The organism is Pseudomonas sp. SWRI92 (assembly GCF_014268685.1).
In the GTDB taxonomy this organism is placed as follows: Bacteria; Pseudomonadota; Gammaproteobacteria; order Pseudomonadales; family Pseudomonadaceae; genus Aquipseudomonas; species Aquipseudomonas marvdashtae.
In genome coordinates, this window is the sequence record NZ_JABWQY010000012.1 from 65494 (window position 1) to 84114 (window position 18621).

Annotated in this window: 14 protein-coding genes; 10 read left to right on the forward strand and 4 right to left on the reverse strand. The window is 58.5% G+C overall.

The annotated features are described in order from the left end of the window. Window positions 1–80 precede the first annotated feature (80 nt). Window positions 81–338 carry a hypothetical protein gene (locus HU762_RS18535; protein ID WP_053181873.1) on the forward strand — a complete coding sequence of 86 codons (258 nt, stop codon included), beginning with the start codon at window positions 81–83 and terminating at the stop codon, window positions 336–338. A gap of 9 nt (window positions 339–347) precedes the next feature. Continuing rightward, entirely contained in the window at window positions 348–1400 is a 1053-nt protein-coding gene (locus HU762_RS18540; RefSeq protein ID WP_053181877.1) for an ADP-ribosylglycohydrolase family protein, read from the forward strand. Between the two features lie 335 nt (window positions 1401–1735). Here HU762_RS18540 and HU762_RS18545 read toward each other — a convergent pair whose 3' ends face one another. The 4 genes from HU762_RS18545 to HU762_RS18560 form a co-directional block, all read right to left on the reverse strand. Next, window positions 1736–3325 (reverse strand): dynamin family protein, encoded by a 1590-nt coding sequence (locus HU762_RS18545; RefSeq protein ID WP_053181880.1) that lies wholly within the window; start codon window positions 3323–3325, stop codon window positions 1736–1738. Between the two features lie 80 nt (window positions 3326–3405). Beyond that, entirely contained in the window at window positions 3406–5646 is a 2241-nt protein-coding gene (locus tag HU762_RS18550) for a dynamin family protein (protein WP_186639481.1), read from the reverse strand. Continuing rightward, window positions 5643–7730, reverse strand: a complete 2088-nt coding sequence (locus HU762_RS18555) for a dynamin family protein (protein WP_186639483.1) — start codon at window positions 7728–7730, stop codon at window positions 5643–5645. Before HU762_RS18555 ends, HU762_RS18550 begins: the two co-directional genes overlap by 4 nt. Continuing rightward, window positions 7720–11424, reverse strand: coding sequence for a patatin-like phospholipase family protein (locus HU762_RS18560; protein WP_186639485.1), 3705 nt, complete (start codon window positions 11422–11424; stop codon window positions 7720–7722). The genes HU762_RS18555 and HU762_RS18560 overlap by 11 nt, the downstream gene beginning before the upstream one ends. Before the next feature lie 460 nt (window positions 11425–11884). Here HU762_RS18560 and HU762_RS18565 point away from each other — a divergent pair, with 460 nt between their 5' ends. The 8 genes from HU762_RS18565 (at window position 11885) to HU762_RS18600 (ending at window position 18563) form a co-directional block, all read left to right on the forward strand. Next, a complete protein-coding gene (locus tag HU762_RS18565; protein ID WP_186639487.1) occupies window positions 11885–12553 on the forward strand; it encodes a GTPase domain-containing protein in 669 nt (222 codons plus the stop codon). After that, complete coding sequence (locus tag HU762_RS18570; RefSeq protein ID WP_107321851.1) at window positions 12550–13065, forward strand: hypothetical protein; 516 nt, start codon at window positions 12550–12552, stop codon at window positions 13063–13065. Before HU762_RS18565 ends, HU762_RS18570 begins: the two co-directional genes overlap by 4 nt. Next, on the forward strand, window positions 13020–13904 hold the full coding sequence (locus HU762_RS18575) for a hypothetical protein (RefSeq protein ID WP_186639489.1): 885 nt from the start codon (window positions 13020–13022) through the stop codon (window positions 13902–13904). The genes HU762_RS18570 and HU762_RS18575 overlap by 46 nt, the downstream gene beginning before the upstream one ends. 76 nt (window positions 13905–13980) lie before the next feature. Then, window positions 13981–14517 carry a LasR-specific antiactivator QslA gene (locus HU762_RS18580; protein ID WP_186639491.1) on the forward strand — a complete coding sequence of 179 codons (537 nt, stop codon included), beginning with the start codon at window positions 13981–13983 and terminating at the stop codon, window positions 14515–14517. 1069 nt (window positions 14518–15586) lie between these two features. Beyond that, window positions 15587–16993, forward strand: a complete 1407-nt coding sequence (locus tag HU762_RS18585) for a YfjI family protein (protein WP_186639492.1) — start codon at window positions 15587–15589, stop codon at window positions 16991–16993. After that, the gene (locus HU762_RS18590) at window positions 16980–17333 is read left to right on the forward strand and encodes a hypothetical protein (RefSeq protein ID WP_186639494.1); all 354 of its coding nucleotides are present in this window, start codon (window positions 16980–16982) and stop codon (window positions 17331–17333) included. The genes HU762_RS18585 and HU762_RS18590 overlap by 14 nt, the downstream gene beginning before the upstream one ends. Continuing rightward, window positions 17317–18297: an integrase domain-containing protein gene (locus tag HU762_RS18595; protein ID WP_186639495.1), complete on the forward strand. Its 981-nt coding sequence runs from the start codon at window positions 17317–17319 to the stop codon at window positions 18295–18297. The genes HU762_RS18590 and HU762_RS18595 overlap by 17 nt, the downstream gene beginning before the upstream one ends. Further along, window positions 18294–18563: a hypothetical protein gene (locus tag HU762_RS18600; RefSeq protein WP_095667574.1), complete on the forward strand. Its 270-nt coding sequence runs from the start codon at window positions 18294–18296 to the stop codon at window positions 18561–18563. The genes HU762_RS18595 and HU762_RS18600 overlap by 4 nt, the downstream gene beginning before the upstream one ends. The last annotated feature ends 58 nt before the right edge of the window (window positions 18564–18621 follow it).

Here is an 18621-nt window from a genome sequence, read left to right on the forward strand (position 1 = left end):
ACATTCTAGACCTGTCGCGTTTCACTACATATCTTGTGTCTGGCATTCGAGATGAATTGAAGTCACGGAAGGAAGTGGACATGAGTATGTCGGAAATGGTTTCGACAGCGGCGTTGGTGATGATGGTGGCAATCCTGCTGGTGTTACTGCATCAGTGTCTGAGATTGCGTGATCTCTGGCATATGGCGCTGGGCTGCCAAAAAAATGCGCGCTGGGCGCGGATCTCGGAAGTGGAAAACCGCGAACTGCGTTCTGCGTTGCGGGCCGAGAAAGAACACGTTCAGCAGTTGCAAAGAAAGCTGGTGATTTTGCAGGAATTGATCCCGGCAGAGGGATGAGGAAAGGACATGAACAGACTTGAACGGATCAAGGGTTGCCTGCTCGGCGGCGCCGTCGGTGATGCGCTGGGCGCCCCGGTGGAGTTTCTCGAGTGGTCTGCAATTGAAGCCAGGTTCGGTCCACAAGGTATCGTTGATTTTGCGCCTGCTTTTGGTATCACAGGCGCCATCACCGATGATACGCAGATGATGCTTTTCACCGCCGAAGGCTTGCTGCGGGCTTATGTGGGCGGCAGCTCTCGAGGGGCGTGCCACGTCCCGAGCATCATTCATCATGCATTGCTGCGCTGGCTGATGACCCAGGACTACCCTGCGGCAATGCCGATCGATGTGGACGGCTGGTTGATCCAGCAATCGCAGCTCTGGTCTCGGCGCGCCCCTGGCATGACTTGCCTGGGTGCACTCAAGGCCAGTCCACGGCTCGGCGCAGTTGCCGAGAACAACAGCAAAGGCTGTGGCGCCTTGATGCGCGTTGCACCCTGCGCCTTTTTTGCCAACGCCTTTGACTACGCTGCCCAGTCTGGGCGCCTGACTCACGGGCATCCTACGGGTTATCTGGCAGCCGGATTGTTTGCCGATATTCTCCAGCGCATTGTCGATCGGCAAGACAGCCTGGAGCATGCGGTTACTCAGAGCCTGGCCAAATATGGGCAGACGCCGGGTATGGAAGAAACACGCAGTCTCATTGAGCGTGTACTTTTCTTCTTTTACGAGGGCTATCAGCCGACGCCTCAACGGATAGGCGAACTCGGTGGTGGGTGGGTCGCCGAAGAAACGCTGGCTATTGGGTTGTGGTGCGCCCTGGCAGCGCCTTCGTTCGAAGAGGGCGTGATCATGGCGGTAAATCACAGTGGCGATAGCGACAGCACCGGGCTCATCGCCGGGCATTTGTTGGGTGCTCAGTATGGTGCTGCGGCGATTCCTGCTCGGTGGTTGGAGCCATTGGAGTTACGTGAAGTCATCGTGCAAGTTGCCGAGGATATGGAGCGTATTCCGCAGGAATACTGTGGGTATGGCGGAGAGTTTGATCAGCAGATCGAGCAGGCGTATCCCGCTTGCTGAAAGTACTGAAGGAAATGACCATGGATAAATGTTCAGGAGAGCCGCAATGCCAATCAAACCCAGACCTTTCACTTTTGTGTGTGATGAGTGTGGTTGGAAAAAAACTGTAGCACCCCGCAGTGATGCATTGAGGCCCGGTGATTGGTTTGCTCGCTGCCCCAAATGCGGTAGCGAGGCGTTGAGCCATCGGTCAGCGGACGTTTTCGATCGCACAGTGGCTGAATGGCTGGCGCGGCTACGACGCTTTTGATTGCTCGTTATGACGCGTAGTGATGTCATGCGCTGCAGTCGAGTGTGACATCACCTGCAACCTTCTCAGGTCGCTGGCGAAGCGCTCATGTTGCTGCGTGCGGATTGCGGATCGCCAGGGTGACATGCACATCATCCACAAGGCGAACTTCACCGTGCAGTAGACTGCCCTTGATCAGCACCTGCGGGTCGATACGAAGGCCCGCGCGGATCATGCTGAAGCTCAGGCCAGTGGTGGCAATCGCGTTGCCGAACTCCACGATGATTTTTTTCACATCGAGCTTGATCGCCAGCACCCGAATCTCGAACTGCTCGCCAATGACTAGCGGACGATTGAGCCATGAGCGGCGAATTCGGTAGATCAGTTCGTGGCCGCGTTGTACCTCTTCGTCTTCGGCTACACCACCGACGATGCGGGTTATCGTTTCGAGCATTTCCTGCTTGAGTTCACCGAAGGCGCCGACCATTTCGTTGAGTCGGCGCTGGTCATTGCGTAAGCGTTCGATCTGCTGCTTTACAGTTGCACGTCGTTTCTCAGCCAAATTCTCGGCGATGGGCAGGAGCTCGTTCATGGCAGCCAGCAGCTCACGGTTGCTGGCCGCGGCATTACTGTTGTGGGCGATGATAGCGTCCAGCACTCGTGCGCAAGCCAAACGCTTCTGGGTGCGCTTGGGCTGGCTATTGAGCGTATCCAGCCAGGCGCGTGCGTCATCGCCGGCAATGTGCTGACCATTGAGATCACCCAGTGGGGCAGCCCAAGCCATCAATCCGGCCCTTATGATGCCCGCGTCGTCGAGTGCCTGCGCTGTGCTGTTGAGGATCGCCTGGATGCGTGAACGACCAACCAGATCCGCCTGGGTGACGACGAAGAAGATCGGTTTGGGATGGTTGAGGGTACGCAGAAACTCCAGGTCATCGCGGCGGATCGATCCGTTCTTGGCGCTGAGCAGCCAGATTACATGGTCGGCGTCGGCGAGCTGGCGCTGGGCGATCCGTGCATCGCTGTGCTCCGCGTCGTTGCGGTCGGCCTTGCTGTAGCCGGGCGTGTCGAGGAATGCGAGGCGCTGCCACAGGCCGGGCAAATGGATCATCAGCAGGCGCAGGACATGAGCGAAACCAACCTCCACGCCGAGCGTTTCCTGGTAATGCTTCTGGAAGGCATGGGTGATTGCCTGCAGAGCGCTGCGATCCAGCGCGACCTCCTGGGTGAAGCTGTTCAGCGCAATGATTTCCTCACGCTCACCCTGCACGATGTAACTGGGAATCGCGGTGGTGGGCTCAAGCGATTCAGGTAGCACATCGACACAGAGCAGGCTGTTGAGAAAGCGTGACTTGCCCGCACTGAAGCCGCCGCCGACACCAATTACTGTCTTGTTGGCCAGGTCGGGGAAAGCAACCAGGTCCTCCAGCGACTGCTCAAGCGCCACCAACTCGCGATAGGCTTGTGCCTCGGCCGGATAGTCGTCGCGTGCCGCGAGATTGACGAAGCTCTGGTGGATTAGCTGGTGCAAACGGTGTAACTGCCGACGATGTTCGCTGTGGATCACGCCCTGAGGCTGGGCGATCAGTCGGGTGATAAGTTGGAGGCCCAGTGCCGAATCTGCCAGATAAGGGTTGGCAGTTTCGGCTTCGGCGGCCTCCAGTTCTTCGAGGGAGAAGCTGAAATCAAGGGACATTTAGAATTCTTCTGTTTGCAGGCCACTGTCTCGTGTTGGCTGATATTTCATCGCGGTATCAGGCGCTCGGCACTTCACCATCACAGCGCCGCCAGTGCTTTTGCTACCGCCTGGCGGGCTGCAGTGATCTGCTGGATGCTCTGCTCCTTGTTGGCGATGTCTTCTCGCAAGTGGGTCAGGCTCTGCTGGATGTCGCGGCTCATGTTTTCGACAAAGGTCTGGCCGGTGCTGCCCAGGCTGTTTTCGATAGCCTCCACCTTGCTCTTCACTTCGCCTTCCAGGTCGCGAATGATCGCGGCCACAGCTTCGCGTTGGGCCTCCTTGAGGCCGTTGATCTGGCTCTCTGAAACCCGTTCGCTGCCAAACGATTTAATGATGCTGATGCTGTAGTCCTTGTCGCCGAAGCTAACATTCGGAATGGTGATGCGGCGCAGGCTCTTGTTGACCTCTGCCAGCATCAGTTCTGCATCGAAGTCGGCGCTGCCGGTGTCGAACAGTGACATCGCCGCGACACCCACTTTTCGGCGCAGCTCATCGAGATCGACGCAGCCGATGATTGCCTTCTGCAGAGCCTTGGTGGTCTGCAAGGCGAAAACCTGGACCTGTTCGATGGCATCCTGGGCGCTGGCGTAGGTGGTGACCACGTCGCGGCAGCGCGTTTCCCAGTCATGGCCGAAAAAACCGCCGAACCACGAAGTGTCGACCTGATAACTCTCTGTGGTTGTCTCTCGAACAACCTGTATTCGTGAATATTTCTGTGCCTGCTCGCGAATGTCTGTCTTCAACAGCGCGAACTGCTGGCTGGCTTTGACCAACTGCTCGTCAAACACGCCTTCCAGGCGCGCCTTGCCGCCTTTCATACGCCTGAGCATGTCCTGCTCGATTCTCTCCAACTCCCCGATGTCGCCGTTGCGAACCTGTTCGCTACGCGCCTGCAGGCTGAGCGCAATCTGTTGCAGGCGTTCACGTGTTCCGTTGTGCACGCCTTCGATCAGCTGCTGTTCCTTGCTGGCGATCAGGTGCTGCTTGTGTTCGCGCTGGGCGAGGATCTCGTCGCGTAGCGCCGTAATGTTGGAGAGTTGCCGCAGGCTGTTCGGTTCAAAGGCAAAACCGGTGGCGGTGCATAGCTGATCGAGTTGTTCCCGGTCTTCTTCGGACAGGGAGTTGAAGTGCTCGGCGACCAGCCATGCCCAGCTGGAAATGAATCGTGGCGCGGATTTTTTGACAGCGCTGAGGATGCGCCGGGTCTTGTTGTCCTGGCCGGGCTGGTTGATCTGCGCCTCCAGCGTCAGGCTGGCCTGATCCGTCATTTTCTTGTCCAGCAGCTGCAGCATCGCACCGGTTCGTACAGCAGAACGTTTCTCGGCGGGTGCCCGTTCGGCGAGCTTGCTAGCTGTGATGGCTATGCCACGATCCTGGCGCAGGGCGAGATCGCGCTGCGAACCGACCAGGAACACCGCCTTTTCGTCGATACCAGCTTCGGGTAGTTGCTCGCGCAGCACCGCCATGTCGGAGGAGGTGAGGAACTGGCTGACTGCCGAGAGCAGAAAGATCACGTCGCACTGGCCAAGGAAGCTACGGGTGATTTGGCCACGGGAAACCACCGGGTCGTTGAAACCGGGGGTATCGATTATTTCTAGGCCCTGCAGGCGCTTGTCGTCGACATGCAGCACGGACATCTTGGTGATGGCGGTGAAGCGTCCGCCGCTGCCAACATATTCCTGCAGTGCATAGGCCAGGTTTTCTGCGCCACCAGCGACGTCCAGTACCTCGGTTTTACCCAGGTAGTCGTGTACGTCGAGGCCCTTCCTGCGTGTCATTTCCACCAGCTCTCGCGAGGAGCGGATGGCTTCGGGAACGTGGCGATCGATCTCCTCCGCTGTGCGCGCGCGAGGTGACGCGAGAACTTTGGCGAAAGGGCTGTCGCTCTTCGGCGGCTCCCTCAGCTTGCGCTCTGCTTCGGCATAGGCCCTGGGGTACTCGTTGGCGCGTTGTTCGATGTCGGCCCAGTCGTCGGCGCTGTAGAACACCACTTCAGCCTTGGCCTTGGGGGCGTAGACAATCTTGGTCAACGCAGCGGTCATCGGCGTGTCAGCCTTGGGCAGCAGGTCGCGGCCGAAAAAGGCAGCATTGAGGAACGAAGACTTACCGGCCTTCATCTGGCCAACGACAGCGATGCGCAGGTCGCGACCGCTCTCGCGCGCAGCGTGGAGATTGACTTCAAGCCCGTCGAGCAAGGTTTTCAGACTACTGAGTTGTTCGGCGTCAATAACAGTGGCATGCGAGGTTAGCGAAGCCAGGGTGAAAGTTTTGGCGGTCATAGCGAATTTTTCCCGAGAATTTTTTGCCAAGTCGCAAATGTGCCAGGCGACCAAAAGGGGCCAATTGCTTGTTGTTTCTTGAGCAGTGAAGATGCTTTGGCATGATCTTGTGCAGCAGCCTTCTCCAGCCAGCTGATAGCGTGAGCGGAGTTTTTTCTCAGGCCTTCGCCATTTAAGTAGCGGCGGCCAAGTTCAAATTGGGCATCGGCATGCCCTGCCTCGGCCGCTGCGCGATAAGCCACAATGGCTTTTTCCAGGTCCTGGGAAACACCCTGGCCTTTTTCGTAAAGTACCCCTAAAGCGTATTGCCCGGCGGGGCTGCCATTTTTCGCTGATCGTGTGATCACGTAGAAGCGGGCTTCCTCGTGACCTTGCCTGGCTGCTTTTTCAAACCAATACAGTGCCTGCTCGTCGTCTTTGGCAATCCCTTCTCCCCTGGTCAGGCAAATGCCCAGGTTGTATTGAGCCTCGGCGTGTCCTTGCTCCGCGGCCTGGAGGTAACAGGCGACGGCGCTTTGCAGATTTTCTGGAACGCCTACACCGTTCTCGTAGCAGACGCCTAGGTAGAACTGGGCCTGCACATGACCCTGGTGTTTGGCCTTGCGGTACCACTGCGCCGCAAGGCGTTCGTTTACGCACACGCCTTGCCCAAGCTCGTGATAGATGCCGAGTTGAAACTGGGCAGCGGCGTTCCCCTGTTCTGCGGCGTGCTGGAAGAAGACAGCCGCTGAGTCGAAATCGCCTTCCTCATGAAGTGCCAGGCCCTTGCCGTAGAGCTCTTCGATGGAAAGCGCATCAATGGCCAGGTCACCGATGATCTGCGCGATGATTTCCTGCATTTCGTTCTTTAAAACGGTGAAGGCGTCGACAAGTTCGGCAAAGACTTTCTGCCGGGTACGTTGCTCCTGGAGCAGTTCCTGTAGCGTTGCCTGTTCACTTTGAGGCAGTTTTTCCTGCAGTGGCAGAAGGGTATTGAACAGCGATAATTTTCGGCGGCTGTTGGACAGGTTTTCCCGATTGTGCTGGATATAACCGTCTAGCACACGTTCGCAAGTGCGCCTGTGGTGGGTGTACTTGGGAGCCTCGTCCAGCGTTTGGAGCCACACGCGAATATCGTCACCAGCCATCAACGCTCCCTGTTCGGCTCCCAGCGGTGCTGCCCAGGCCATCAGTCCGGCGCTAGGAATGCCCGAAGCCTCGATCGCCTCTGCGGTGCTGTGCAGGATGGCGTCGATAGAGGAGTGGCCCACCAGATCGGCCTGAGTGACGACGAAGAAGATCGGTCCGGGATGATCGAGACTGCGCAAAAATGCCAGATCGTCCTGGCGAATCGAACCGTTCCTGGCGCTGAGCAGCCACATCACATGATCGGCTTCGGTCAGTTGCTTGAGGGCAATGGTTTCATCGCTGTCAGTGCTACCAAGGGCGTCTACCTTGCTGTAACCAGGCGTATCAAGGAAGGCCAGGTTGCTCCAGGCGAAGCTTGCGCAGTGGAGCATCAACAGCTTGAGCACGTGGGCAAAACCGAACGCCTCGTCGAGACTGTCGCGGTAGTGGCTGGTGAAGGCGTGGGTGATGGCCTGCAGGCCGTCGCGGTCCAGTCGAATCTGCTGGTTGAAGGTGTTCAGCGCAACGATACCGTCTTCGCCACGGGTGATGAAACTGGGAATCGCCGTGGTTGGCTCCAGCGACTCCGGTAGCAGATCGACGCCGAGCAGGGTGTTGAGCAGGCGCGACTTGCCGGCGCTGAAACCACCCCCGACGCCGACCACGGTCTTGTTGGCCAGGTCGGGAAACAGAGCAAGGTTTTCCAGTGACGCTTCCAGCGCCTGCAGCTCGCGCAACGCCTGGGCTTCACCGGGAAAGCTGCCTTTGGACGTAAGCTCGATGAAGCGCTCATTGATCAGTCGGTGCAGCGCGGCGGGCAGTTGCTGCCGTTGCGCCTTGCCCACGTTCGGACGTGGCTGTCCGACCAGGCTGGCAATCAGTTGCAAGCCTTTACCGGGATCTCTCAGGTAAGGGTTGGTGGTGGCCGATTGCGCGGCCTCCAGCTCTTCGAAGGATAAGCTGAAATCAAGCGACATTGGCGCAGGCCTCCGCAGGTCGGGATTGTTGCTGGCGGCTGTGGTCGAGCAGTCGAGCGACGCTGTTCAGCGCCTGTTCGGCCTTGTCCTGGATATGTTGCTTGCGGTCACGGTCTGCTACCAGTTGCTGTTCGATGCGATCGAGGTTCTCCCGTTGCGTCGTCAACTGCGCGGCTAATCTGTCGCACATATCGCCGATGAACTGACGGGCATGCTTGTCGAGTGCATCGGGAATCAAGCCTTGCAACTGGCTGATGACCGTTTCAATCGCCTCATTGGCTTTGCCTTCGGCTTCGCTCTCCTTGTTGCTGCGCGAAGCGAACAGGCCGATCGCACCGCCAACTAGGCCGCCGATCAGGGTGCCAACCACCGGCACTATGGTGCCGATAGCCGCCCCAGCTGCTGCGCCGGCCGCTGAGGCACCCAAACCATAGTCGGCCTCTATTCCCGCCGGGCCGTCGCCGGAGAGTTGCGGCCCCTCAAAGGCGCTGAACTCGATATGACTGCCCAGGCGTTGGCAGGCGTCCATGAGACGCGGGGTCAGGTTCTGCTCAATGGCCAACTGGCAAGCGTTACGTGCATCGGCGGTGAGCAGCGGACCAATGCCTTGGCCAGCCAGCAGCATCTGTTTGTAGGCCTGGCGACGACTGCGCAGGTAACTGTTGACGGTGGCCAGCACCTGATGGCTGATCGCTGCGCGGCAGTCGCGTAGCAGGCTGTCCTGTTCGTTGGCATGGTTTTCTTCGAGTCGGGCCATGCCCTTGTCGAGGATCTTCTGCTGTTCGAGCAGTTGCTCTGCGCTGGTGTCCATCGCCAGTTGCTGGCGAATCAGGCGTTCGGCCTGAACCAACAACGCCTTGATCTGCGCAGCGAAGCGTTCTTGGAACAGGATTGCCTTCTGGGTTTCGAGGCCGGCGAGCAAGTCTTCGAAGCCACTCAGATCGCCCTCACGCGCAGAGCAGCCACGGGTCGGTTGGCTTGAGTCTAGGCCGGCCTGTTCGGCGAGGGAGCGGCGCAGGGGTTCGCGCTGCTGACGGCTGTTCAGTGCCTCCTGGCAGACCAGTAGGGAAAACGTCTGACCCAAGGAGCGCTGGCGATCAATGAAGGCCAGCTCGTCGATACCGACCTGACTGATACGGGTGACGCAGAGGATGCACGACACAGCTTCTCCGATGTATTGCTCTAGCGCACGTTCATGTTGGCCGTTGCTGGAGCCCAGGCCCGGCGTGTCGACCAGCACCAGATCAGGGTGACGGGCGAGGGCAGTGCGGCACAGGTGCAGTTCTACGAACAGGGGTGGCCGGGCGGTAGTGCGCGGATCGTCGAGTAGCGCGGCGTAGGCTGTGAGCGGTTTTTCCTCGCGCCGTACCTGGCCAGTCCCGGCGTCCTCCAGCCAGTGGATCACCAGCTTTTCCGCGCCCGGTTCGGCGTAGTGGAATTCAGTGGCCAGACTGGTGCAGGCGCCGAGGTCGTCCTTCTGAATATCCTCGCCCAGCCAGCAGTTGAGCAGGGTCGACTTACCAGCACTGAACTTGCCGATCAGCGGTACCTTGAGGTGGAAACCGGTGATCTGCTGGCGTAGGGCGTTGATCTCCCCGGCGAAGCTCTTGGGCAGGATGTTTTCCCCCAGCAGGTCGTCAAGCACTTGCAGTTGCCCCAGCCAGTGCTCCTTGTACTGACTCAGGTCGCTGCTGCGTACCACCGAAAATCCGGCGCACTGGAGGTGGTAGAGCAGTTCGGCGAGAAAGTCCCAGGCGGGTAGCGCCGTTGCCGCGCCATACCCCCAGCGTGCCGTTACGCTGTCGGTGTCCGTCGGCGCAGTACCGCCGCGTAAATCAAGCAACCAAAGGGCGGTCGGGTTGAACAGGTTAGCCTGGGGCAGCGCGGCCAGTTGCAGGGTAAGTGCCTGCAGACAGGCCGGTTGCTCGCTCAACTGGGTGCAGAACTCGCCGATCTGCACGGGGTGAGCATGATCCAGCCCGACGAGCAGGCACATTTCTTTGAGGCTGTTCAGCTCGTGGACTGTCCACTGGCCGTTGGTGAGGCGAAAGAAGTCGTTGGCCAGACAGCTGAGACGCAAGGCCGCAGGCAGTTCGCTGAGCGCCTTGCCGTCAAGATGACGCCTATTGGGATGTAGTAGCCAGTCGTGCAAGCGGCTGGTGCGTTCCAGGGCGTCGAGGCGGTTCTCATGTGTACTCAGGCGGTCGCGTAGCTTGCAGTAGACTCCGGCCAGCGAGCGGTAGACGCGCCGCAGATCCTGATTATGACGATCTCCCAGTCGCTGGATTTCGGCGAGTGCGCCGTTCAGGCGGTTTTGCAAGGTGCAGGCGAACTCGAGGGTGATTGCACCTTTTTCCTGAACTGCAGCAATCAGGCGCAGGGCGGCGAATTGCGCCTGGGCCACGTCGCGGACATTCTCGGCGGCAATCTGCTGGTTTTTGCCGGTGATAGCGCCCATGAAGCGCGACAGTAATCCCTGCTCACGCAGGAAGGTGGCGCGTCCGCTGACTGGAGAAAGGGTGGCGAGGGCGTCCAGCACCGAGATTTCGACCGCCCGGCGGTTGTTGCTGTTCTGGGCCAGGAAACTGTCGACGGCAGTTTCGAGTTGCTGACGCTCGATGTCAGCCAGCAGCGCAGTGTTGTCCAGAGCCAGGTGCTCGAGTGCGAGAGGCATATCGTCGTCGGCCAGGTCGAGCTTCTGGCTGAAATCGTCGTTGCGAACTTGCCGGTCGAAGTCATGGATATCGTCGACAGCCTTGCTGTGTTTACGGTCCACGTCGTACAGGTTGTCGCTGAGCTTGCGCTCCTGTTCGGCGGCCAGGCGGGCGCGCTCCCACAGGGCTTCGTACTGAGCTTCGTTGTCGAGGAACAACTGCAGGTGGCGGAAGATCTGCAGGCCGTCGGCATAGCCCTGTTCCATGCGCCTTGCGGCTCCTTCGTTGGAAAAGTCGAGGGTGGCGGTGACGCCGCCCAGACTGTTGGCAGGAACGATCGGCAAAATGCGCACCCCGGGATAGTGGCGCGGGTCGATGCTCAGGTCGTCGGGCGACAGATACACCACCACGATGGTGTCGCAGCCGGCCTCGATCAGTGGCCGGATCGGGGTGTTATCAATCTGTTTATGCGGCAAGCCCCAGTAAAAGCCGCCATCGGTATAAATGCCGTCGTCAATGGCGACCTCATCGAAGATCAGGGGCAGGGCCGCCGTACCGAGCAGCATGTCCGCTGCAGTGTGGGTGTCGCGTACCGAGAGGTAATCGACCCGGTTGGCGGCAGTGTTGTGCAGCGCCACGCTCAGCGGCAGCGCCGAAGAAGCCAACCTGCCTGCGTCCAGGCCTTCGGCGATCATGCTCTTGAGGCCATCTTGCTTGAAAAAGCCTTTGGTACTGATCAAGTGGCTGAGCATCGGCGAGATCACGCCGCTTGTTGTCAGCAGCGCCAGTCGTGACGCCAGCCCTGGCACGTCCTGTACGGAAAGCATGTTGCGGCTTTCGATGTTCAGCCACATGGATTTGGCCTGATCGAGTTTGTCTTGAGCGAACATCGCGCCGTTGAGACCACCTACCGAGGTGCCAGAGATGGCGCTCAGTTGGCTGTCCAAGCCCAGGTCGCGCATAGCCTGCCAGACGCCGATCTGATAGGCCCCCTTGCCGCCGCCGCCAGATAGGGTAAGACCGAGTTTCCTGAATTTCATGCTCTGCTCCATGAGGGGGGCGGCGTCTCTAAGAGGGCTCGTCCGAGTCTTCCAAATGAGGGATAGCGAGGGAGGGGCGGTACGATTTTTCGGAAGGTCAGGGAATCGTCGCTGCCCGATAACTCACTGCAGACGGCCTCTTTTGTCGGGCGCGGGGGGAGGGGCATTCCAAGTTCCTTTTGACTGAAGCAATTTCCATGGTGGCGTTCTGCCCTTGAAGGCCGGTATGCTGACTTTGTGTGAAAGATTTTGCAATTGGTCAGACGCGCCGTCTGACTTCATGGGCTATGCAGTTCAGGTCGACGCATAGTGGCTAGCCGGCTCTCCCACAGAATAAAACCCGCCGCTTACTTAAGTGCGGCACTGGGTAGCCGATAGCCTCTCCATGCTTACGCACGGGTTATAAGCAAATGGGCCACAATGCTGGCCATTCGAGAAACGAAGGACAGGGACTGCTCGTATGGGTTGGGAGAGACTAATCGTTGCCGGAGCCGCAGCTGTGGTCGCGGCTGGCGTCGCTTACTGGAAACGTGAAGAAATCAAAGATGGCTGGGACAGCATGATCATCAGCCTCAAAGGTAAGCGCGTGGCGATATTGGGAGAGCGCAATGTCGGCAAGACAGCTCTATTGAAGTTCCTTGCCAGTGGTGAGGTCTCCGACGAGTACATGCAAACCACGCTGACCGAGAAAGTCCAAGGAACACGGTTTGCAATGAGTGACCTGAAGCTGGACCTCAAGGAAACCCGCGACGTTCCCGGTGCGCCTGATGCAATCGAGGACTGGAAAACACTGCACAATGAAGCGGACATCGTCCTTTATCTGGTCAATGCTCAAGAGGTCAATCAACAACGTATCAAGCGCGATCTCGAAAAGATTGAAAGCTGGAGGAAGGCTCCGGCGCCATCGCCCAAGCTGGTCGTGATCGTCACGCATATGGACCTCGACCCTACGTACGTCGCCACACCCGTGTCCGGTCAGGGGCATTTCCGTGATCGTTTCGTCAAACTCCACCTTGATGCAGGCCTGTCGAAACTAAGTCAACGGCCGCCGATCATTCTCGGCAGTCTGGTGAGTCGAGATCAGGCGGCGAGATTGGTCGCGACGTTGATCAATACGGTAACAGCATGATGCATGCCAAGGTTTTCCAAGCTCAAGCACTGGACAACAGGTCCTCGGACTATTTGCGTCTGGCGGAGTGTGGAGCGGAACTTAGCAGCCCGGTCCGAGAGCAAACGTATTCCGCACTGACCAGCATCAGCGTGCGAGGTACTGTTCTGTTTGCACAAGATGGCGTGAAGCTGTTCGTCAAAGGCAACGCAGCCGTTTTGCAAGTTGTCGCGGAGGAGCGGGACCGCGCGGGCCGGCTGGCGCCAGTGGTTTGCTGGATCGAGCATAATACCGGGCAGGGGCCAGGAGCGACTGGTGTCGATGCGGTGTGGGCGTCGCTCGAGCAATTCGCTACCTCCATCGGGCGCAGCTTTTCAGAGCCTAAACGCTTGGCTGCACGGGAGGCGCTTGAGCAATTCGAAAAAAAGCAGCCGAGCCAGAGCTTCATAGCCCTGGCGATAACACTTTTACAGCGCGAGTGGGCAGCGTGGCTCAGACGCGCACTGGCGGCGCTGAAAACTTTCGGCAAATGAACGAACAGGGTACGCGCATCGCGCGAAAGGGGAGCAATGTGGCAACAGGCAAGATTCCGCTGGACCATGGCGCACGCAGAGTGATGCTCGTGTTGGATGAGAACACGATCAATGAGTGTCTCTATGATCTCGAGCCCGAAGCCAAGGGGTTTCTATTTGATCCCCAGTCCCACATCCTGCAGTACCCGCTTACGGTCGATGAGCCAGATAGCCAGGCGCTGCAGAATATTATCGATGCTGACCTGCTTCGACCGGGCGCGGTGCTCTTACAGAGCCCGTATGACCGTAACGCCTATGTGGACCTGAGCCAGGCCACGGATCAGTTCGCGATTGAGAAGCTTCGGCATTTTTCGCGGCTCTGCCAATACCTGGGAGCTCGGGACGTAACCGTTGAGCAGGTCGAAGTCAGCAAGGACTCCTCGTCCCAAGTGTACGAGTTGCACGGCAAAGCTCCTGTTGCCAAGCTCGATGTCAAAGTCGAAAACAAAGTGGGCAATTCACTGGCCAGAAAGTTTTCCATCAATGCCTCGTTTCGCGGAGGCAAACCCAACACCGAGGCAGCTGAAAAATACCTGCGTGGCAAACAGCTGTGGGGCGATGTGGTAATGCGTAGCCTGGTCGAGCAGTGCGCTGATGAAGACAACCAGATCCTTGAACAGAAGGTGGTGATCAGCCTGTCGAGTGAATCGAAGCGTTCCCTGGGCGTAGTGGCCAAGCTTAACCTGCCAGTCAAGGGGCTAGGGCTAACGGCAAATTACCTGGACAGTGCTCATTCGATCGAAGAGTACCTTCTGACCTTGACGGTAAAATTTGACAGCCCTGAAACCGATAGTTTGTAGCGGTGCGTCGCATGATTACCATCGCCTAGCCTGGACTATCATATTTGATACCGGGTGGGCGGGCTTGGATTCCGCGATGTTTGAATTCTCGCTTCTCATCGGCCTCCCCAAACCCAGCAGCATCGATACTTCATCGCTTACCCCTGAAGATGCAGCGGTTAAATTGCGGCAGGCTGCCACTCTCCGGCTTAACGGAGCCCAGAGTATTCTGCTTCATTTTCCGCAAGACGTTGAGCTGGCAGTAGAGCTGTTGGATGACGCCGCCGTGTTGTACGACAAGGCATTCCGGAATTTAACTGGCATTCCGGCTCAAAGCGTTCATCAGCAGATCCATGAGTATATCTCTGTCCCGTCCGCTGAAGGGGCTCCCGCGATCCAAACACCGTGGGGTAATGAGTTCGCTCCGGTAATAAAGGAGGGTGTTCGTTGCGCAGAGACTTGGCTCGAGGGTTCATCATTACCGTTATGGTGGGCGCTGTCTCAGAACCGAAAGCGTCATCGTCCAGGGGACTATCAGGAAGCATTTGAAGCAGGCTTTCTGCTGCGGTTGCAGCAGACGCTGATCATGCGGCGCGAAGCCCCCACTTCCCAATCAACCCGCTTTGATGCCTGAGTCTTCGATTGAAGTTTGAGACTTTGCTTTTCCCGCCAAACCCTCCGATCAAGCGATCTTTGATCGTGCCGATCGGAGGGTTCATTCGCTTTTTCTCGAAGCCGCCGCGTTCCACCCTCCTATTTTCACATTTAATTAACGCCACGATTATTTTTACCCGTCAGTAACTCCCCCGCGATTTCTATCGAGCGCAGCGCCATTCAGTGTGTGTGCGGATCTTTCGGGGGCATGGATGTAAGTGTGGCGACAGCGGCGACAGCGGCGACAGCCCGCGTAGAACGTGACCTGGAACGTGGCGACAGAAGTGGCGACAGTCGCCACTTTCTGAGCGCTTTGCCCGTGACGCTTGACCGTCTTTTCGAGTGGGTATAAAAATTGGCGCACGGATCGCTGTCGTTGACAGCACCTGCCCAGGTAGCCAGAGCCTTTAAGGCTACGCCACTTGCGTGGTGGTTCTTCCCTAAGTGCGATTAGCGTCCGGCGGCTCGCACGGTCACTCCCCAAGAGTGACGGATGCCTTCTCTACCAATCTGTCCACTGCGGCAGACGATGGACCTATCTAGCTGCACTGCAGCTGCCTCACCCTTCGGCACACATCGCTGCGCCAGACCGCACCCGTCTCTTTCTCCTGGAAAGAGACGGGCGCTCGTAGCACTGCTGCAAGCCACGTCGTACAAGGCATTGCCGCAACTCTCCTCGTGACAATCGGCCTGACAAATCCGATTCGTCGCCATCCACAACGACACAGGCACCGGTGCCGCAGCCTATGGAGAGGCTGCACCTGACTGACAGTCAGGCATGCCCCAGGTGTCGATGTTGTTGCTTTCTCTCACCCAGGATCTCCAGGTGCCGAACTCGTCAGTCGGCACAGCCTCCACCCGCCCGCATCTTTGAATGCGTCTAAGGAGGCAAGATTCATAGGGTTATGCCCTTGCTCCCGGTCGTAAGGAGCCGTTCGTTCCGCGTCAGTGAACACCTCACAGGCCGCAGGGGCCTTTATCCCTGATAACACTCAACAGCCGTGGCGGGACTACGTGAGGACAACCAGCAATGATCGAGGAGAGGGCCCATGCAGCAGTTAGATCCGAAGCTTGAACTACTACGACCACCCCGACCGTTGATTGAGTCGAACCCCGTGCCCCAGTCTTATCCGGTGCAGGCACTGGGTGGGATTCTTGGGCCTGCGGTTGAGCGCATGGCCGAGGTCGTCGGCGTGCCCCAAGCACTGGCCGCGCAATCGGTGTTGGCCGCCTCGGCCCTGGCAACTCAAGGTCATGCGGGCTTACAACTCGACGGGAGACATTATCCCCTGTCGTTGTACTTGATCACGGTGGCTGCGTCCGGTGATCGCAAAACGGCGGCAGATCGATGTGCCTTGCTGCCAGCACGGCAATGGGAGCGTGAGCAGTGGCAGCGCTATCGCGAACAACTTGCCCGCTACCGAGCCGCACAGCGACAAGCGCAGCGTATCAGCACTGCCGATCCCGCCCCCATAGGCAGCGTATCGCTCGAAGCGGAGCCTTCGGCCCCTCGGCTGATCACCACAGACCCGACGATCGAGGCTCTGGTCAAGGGACTCTGCCATGACTTGCCGAGCATGGGCCTGTTCTGTGACGAGGGGGGACAATTCCTCGGTAGCAGCACCATGAGTCGGGATAACCGTTTGAAAGCGGTCACGACCTTGTCGTCACTCTGGGACGGCAGTCCGATAGATCGCGCGCGGTCCATGGTGGGTGAAAGCTTGCGAGCTTACGATCGACGCTTAAGCCTGCACCTGATGCTGCAACCGTATCTAGCCATGCAGTTACTCAGTGACCCGTTGCTGCAGGGGCAAGGCATTCTCGGTCGCTGCCTCATGACCTGGCCCACCAGTCTGGCCGGACAACGTAGCTACCAGGCTGTCGACTTGTCCAAAGACGCCGCCCTCAAGCGCTATCATCACCGCCTTTCGGCTCTGTTTTATCAGCCGTGGTCACTTTCCGCTGACGGAGCCTTGCAGTTGTCAAAGCTGAGCCTCAGTCCGCTGGCGCGTCGTCGCTGGATTGATTTGCATGATGCTATCGAAGCTCAGCTGGGGGAGTTTGGCGAGCTGGCCAGCGTACGGCCCAGCGGATCAAAGGCCGCCGATAACCTGCTGCGCGTCGCCGGTATTCTTGCAGTTGTGGAGGAGAGCAGCGTCGTGGAGGTCGACCATATCCAACGGGCCTCCGCTTTAGTCGGCTACTACCTCAACGAGATCCAGCGCCTGACTGAGCAGGAGCCAGTGTGTCGGGTAAAGGAGGAGGCGGACCGGCTGCTGCGCTGGCTGCAGGTCAAGGATTGGAAGCACTTCAGTATTCGGGACCTGAACCGCAACGGACCCCGCTTTGCCCGTAAGAGCAGTCGCCATGCCGCCAAGCTGCTGGTCGAGTTGATCGATCATCAGTGGCTGATCACCGACGGCCACACTTTCGAGGTGCGCCATGTTCAATCTTGATGAAGCGCTGCGCAACCATCTGGCTCAGCGCCAAAAGGAGCCGAAAGTGCGATTTGTCGCCGCTACTGTCGCCACTTTGTCGCCACGCTCAAAGCCAGACAAGGCAAGGGTTGTCGCCGTTGTCGCCGGTGTCGCCACCATCGGTAAAGCTATCACCTCGACGACAGCCATCATTCAATGGTTGAAAGAGGAAGGTGCGCAGCTCTACGTCGCTAACAATACGCTGTGTTTTCGCCCTACTGATTGGGCTCAACTCGCTATCGTGAGCACGTACTGGCGAGCCCTCTTGCATGAACTCGTGGCAGTCGATCAGGAGCAGAAAAATGGCTCGGGTCGGTAAGCGATCTGGGCGTAATTTCGGCTTTGGGCGCCAGCTCAGCTATGCCGGCCCTCAAGCTCTAAAAGATCTGTTTGGTGACGGCCATTTTGCTACCGTCAAAGCCCATAGCGATCGTTGGCAGGCTTTTGTGCGTTGGTGTCGATCCGATGAAGGGCCGGGGCTCAATGATGCGCGACAGATCGACCGCGAAGTCCTAATGCGGTACGCCGTCCACGTGCGGGAGCAGGTTGATCAGGGCAACGTCGGCATCGCTACCGCGCAGAACCGACTGTCCAGCGTGAACCGAACGATGGCTGCGCTGCGCGGTGATCAATACGTCAAAATCCCGAGTCCAAGTAAGGCGCTTGGCTTGCAGCGCTCAAGCGTGCGTAGTGAGGCGCCACAAGGCCAAGACCGTGTGCAGGTCAGGCTGGTTGCGCAAGCGCTGTCAGAGCGACAGCAACTGAGGGTGAGTGCCATCGTGCTCCTCGCTCGGGAGACCGGCATGCGCCTGCGTGAAGCGATCTTGGCGGACTTGCCCCGGCTGCAACGTGAGGCTCGGCAACTGGGGAAGATTAATATCCAGGACGGCACCAAAGGCGGTCGATCAGGCGCATCGGCACCGCGTTGGATTGCGGTCACGGATCAAGTTCGTGGCGCCCTCGACAGGGCCAGCGAGGCCTCACCCAAGGGCAGTAGGAATCTGTTAACACCTGATGAAAGCTACAAAGATTTCTTACAGGCAATCGTACGACCGGCGCGGGACATCATGCATGAGTATGGATTGAAAGGCTTTCATGAACTGCGGGCGGCTTACGCCTGTGAGCGCTATGAACAACTGACCGGCTTCTCCGCGCCCATCAATGGCGGTCTTGGTCAACGAGAGGATCGAGCACTCGATCAGCGTGCACGTCAGCAGATCAGCCACGAGTTGGGGCATAACCGCATCGACGTGGTGAGTGCCTACATCGGAGGTCGTCGATGAAGTCCGAGTTCGATATGGCGTTGTTTCTGAGCCCCGTGCTCAAAGGTGCGCATGCCACGCGGGAGCGGCATATCAGGCAGGCAGAAAGGATGCACGAGGCGATTCGTGAGCGCTGGAGTTGTGCGACCCCTTGGTCCTGGAAGGAAAAGCACACCAGATGGTTTTTAGAGCACTACCTGCGTTGCTCAGCACCAGCGACCATCTATTACTATGAGTTAACAGCAGGACTGATCCGCCGCAGAAAGGCGCAACTCGTGGTTGTCTGATAGACCTTTAAGCGTGAGCCCCTAAGTACGGGAATGCGGAGCCTTCCCATACTTAGGG

Bases quoted from the DNA above. Each gene is read 5' to 3' on its own strand.
- HU762_RS18545 (WP_053181880.1), bottom strand. From the start codon at position 3,325: ATGTCCCTTGATTTCAGCTTCTCCCTCGAAGAACTGGAGGCCGCCGAA.
- HU762_RS18555 (WP_186639483.1), bottom strand. From the start codon at position 7,730: ATGTCGCTTGATTTCAGCTTATCCTTCGAAGAGCTGGAGGCCGCGCAA.
- HU762_RS18550 (WP_186639481.1), bottom strand. From the start codon at position 5,646: ATGACCGCCAAAACTTTCACCCTGGCTTCGCTAACCTCGCATGCCACT.
- HU762_RS18600 (WP_095667574.1), top strand. From the start codon at position 18,294: ATGAAGTCCGAGTTCGATATGGCGTTGTTTCTGAGCCCCGTGCTCAAA.
- HU762_RS18535 (WP_053181873.1), top strand. From the start codon at position 81: ATGAGTATGTCGGAAATGGTTTCGACAGCGGCGTTGGTGATGATGGTG.
- HU762_RS18590 (WP_186639494.1), top strand. From the start codon at position 16,980: ATGTTCAATCTTGATGAAGCGCTGCGCAACCATCTGGCTCAGCGCCAA.
- HU762_RS18540 (WP_053181877.1), top strand. From the start codon at position 348: ATGAACAGACTTGAACGGATCAAGGGTTGCCTGCTCGGCGGCGCCGTC.
- HU762_RS18570 (WP_107321851.1), top strand. From the start codon at position 12,550: ATGATGCATGCCAAGGTTTTCCAAGCTCAAGCACTGGACAACAGGTCC.
- HU762_RS18565 (WP_186639487.1), top strand. From the start codon at position 11,885: ATGGGTTGGGAGAGACTAATCGTTGCCGGAGCCGCAGCTGTGGTCGCG.
- HU762_RS18580 (WP_186639491.1), top strand. From the start codon at position 13,981: ATGTTTGAATTCTCGCTTCTCATCGGCCTCCCCAAACCCAGCAGCATC.
- HU762_RS18560 (WP_186639485.1), bottom strand. From the start codon at position 11,424: ATGAAATTCAGGAAACTCGGTCTTACCCTATCTGGCGGCGGCGGCAAG.
- HU762_RS18585 (WP_186639492.1), top strand. From the start codon at position 15,587: ATGCAGCAGTTAGATCCGAAGCTTGAACTACTACGACCACCCCGACCG.
- HU762_RS18595 (WP_186639495.1), top strand. From the start codon at position 17,317: ATGGCTCGGGTCGGTAAGCGATCTGGGCGTAATTTCGGCTTTGGGCGC.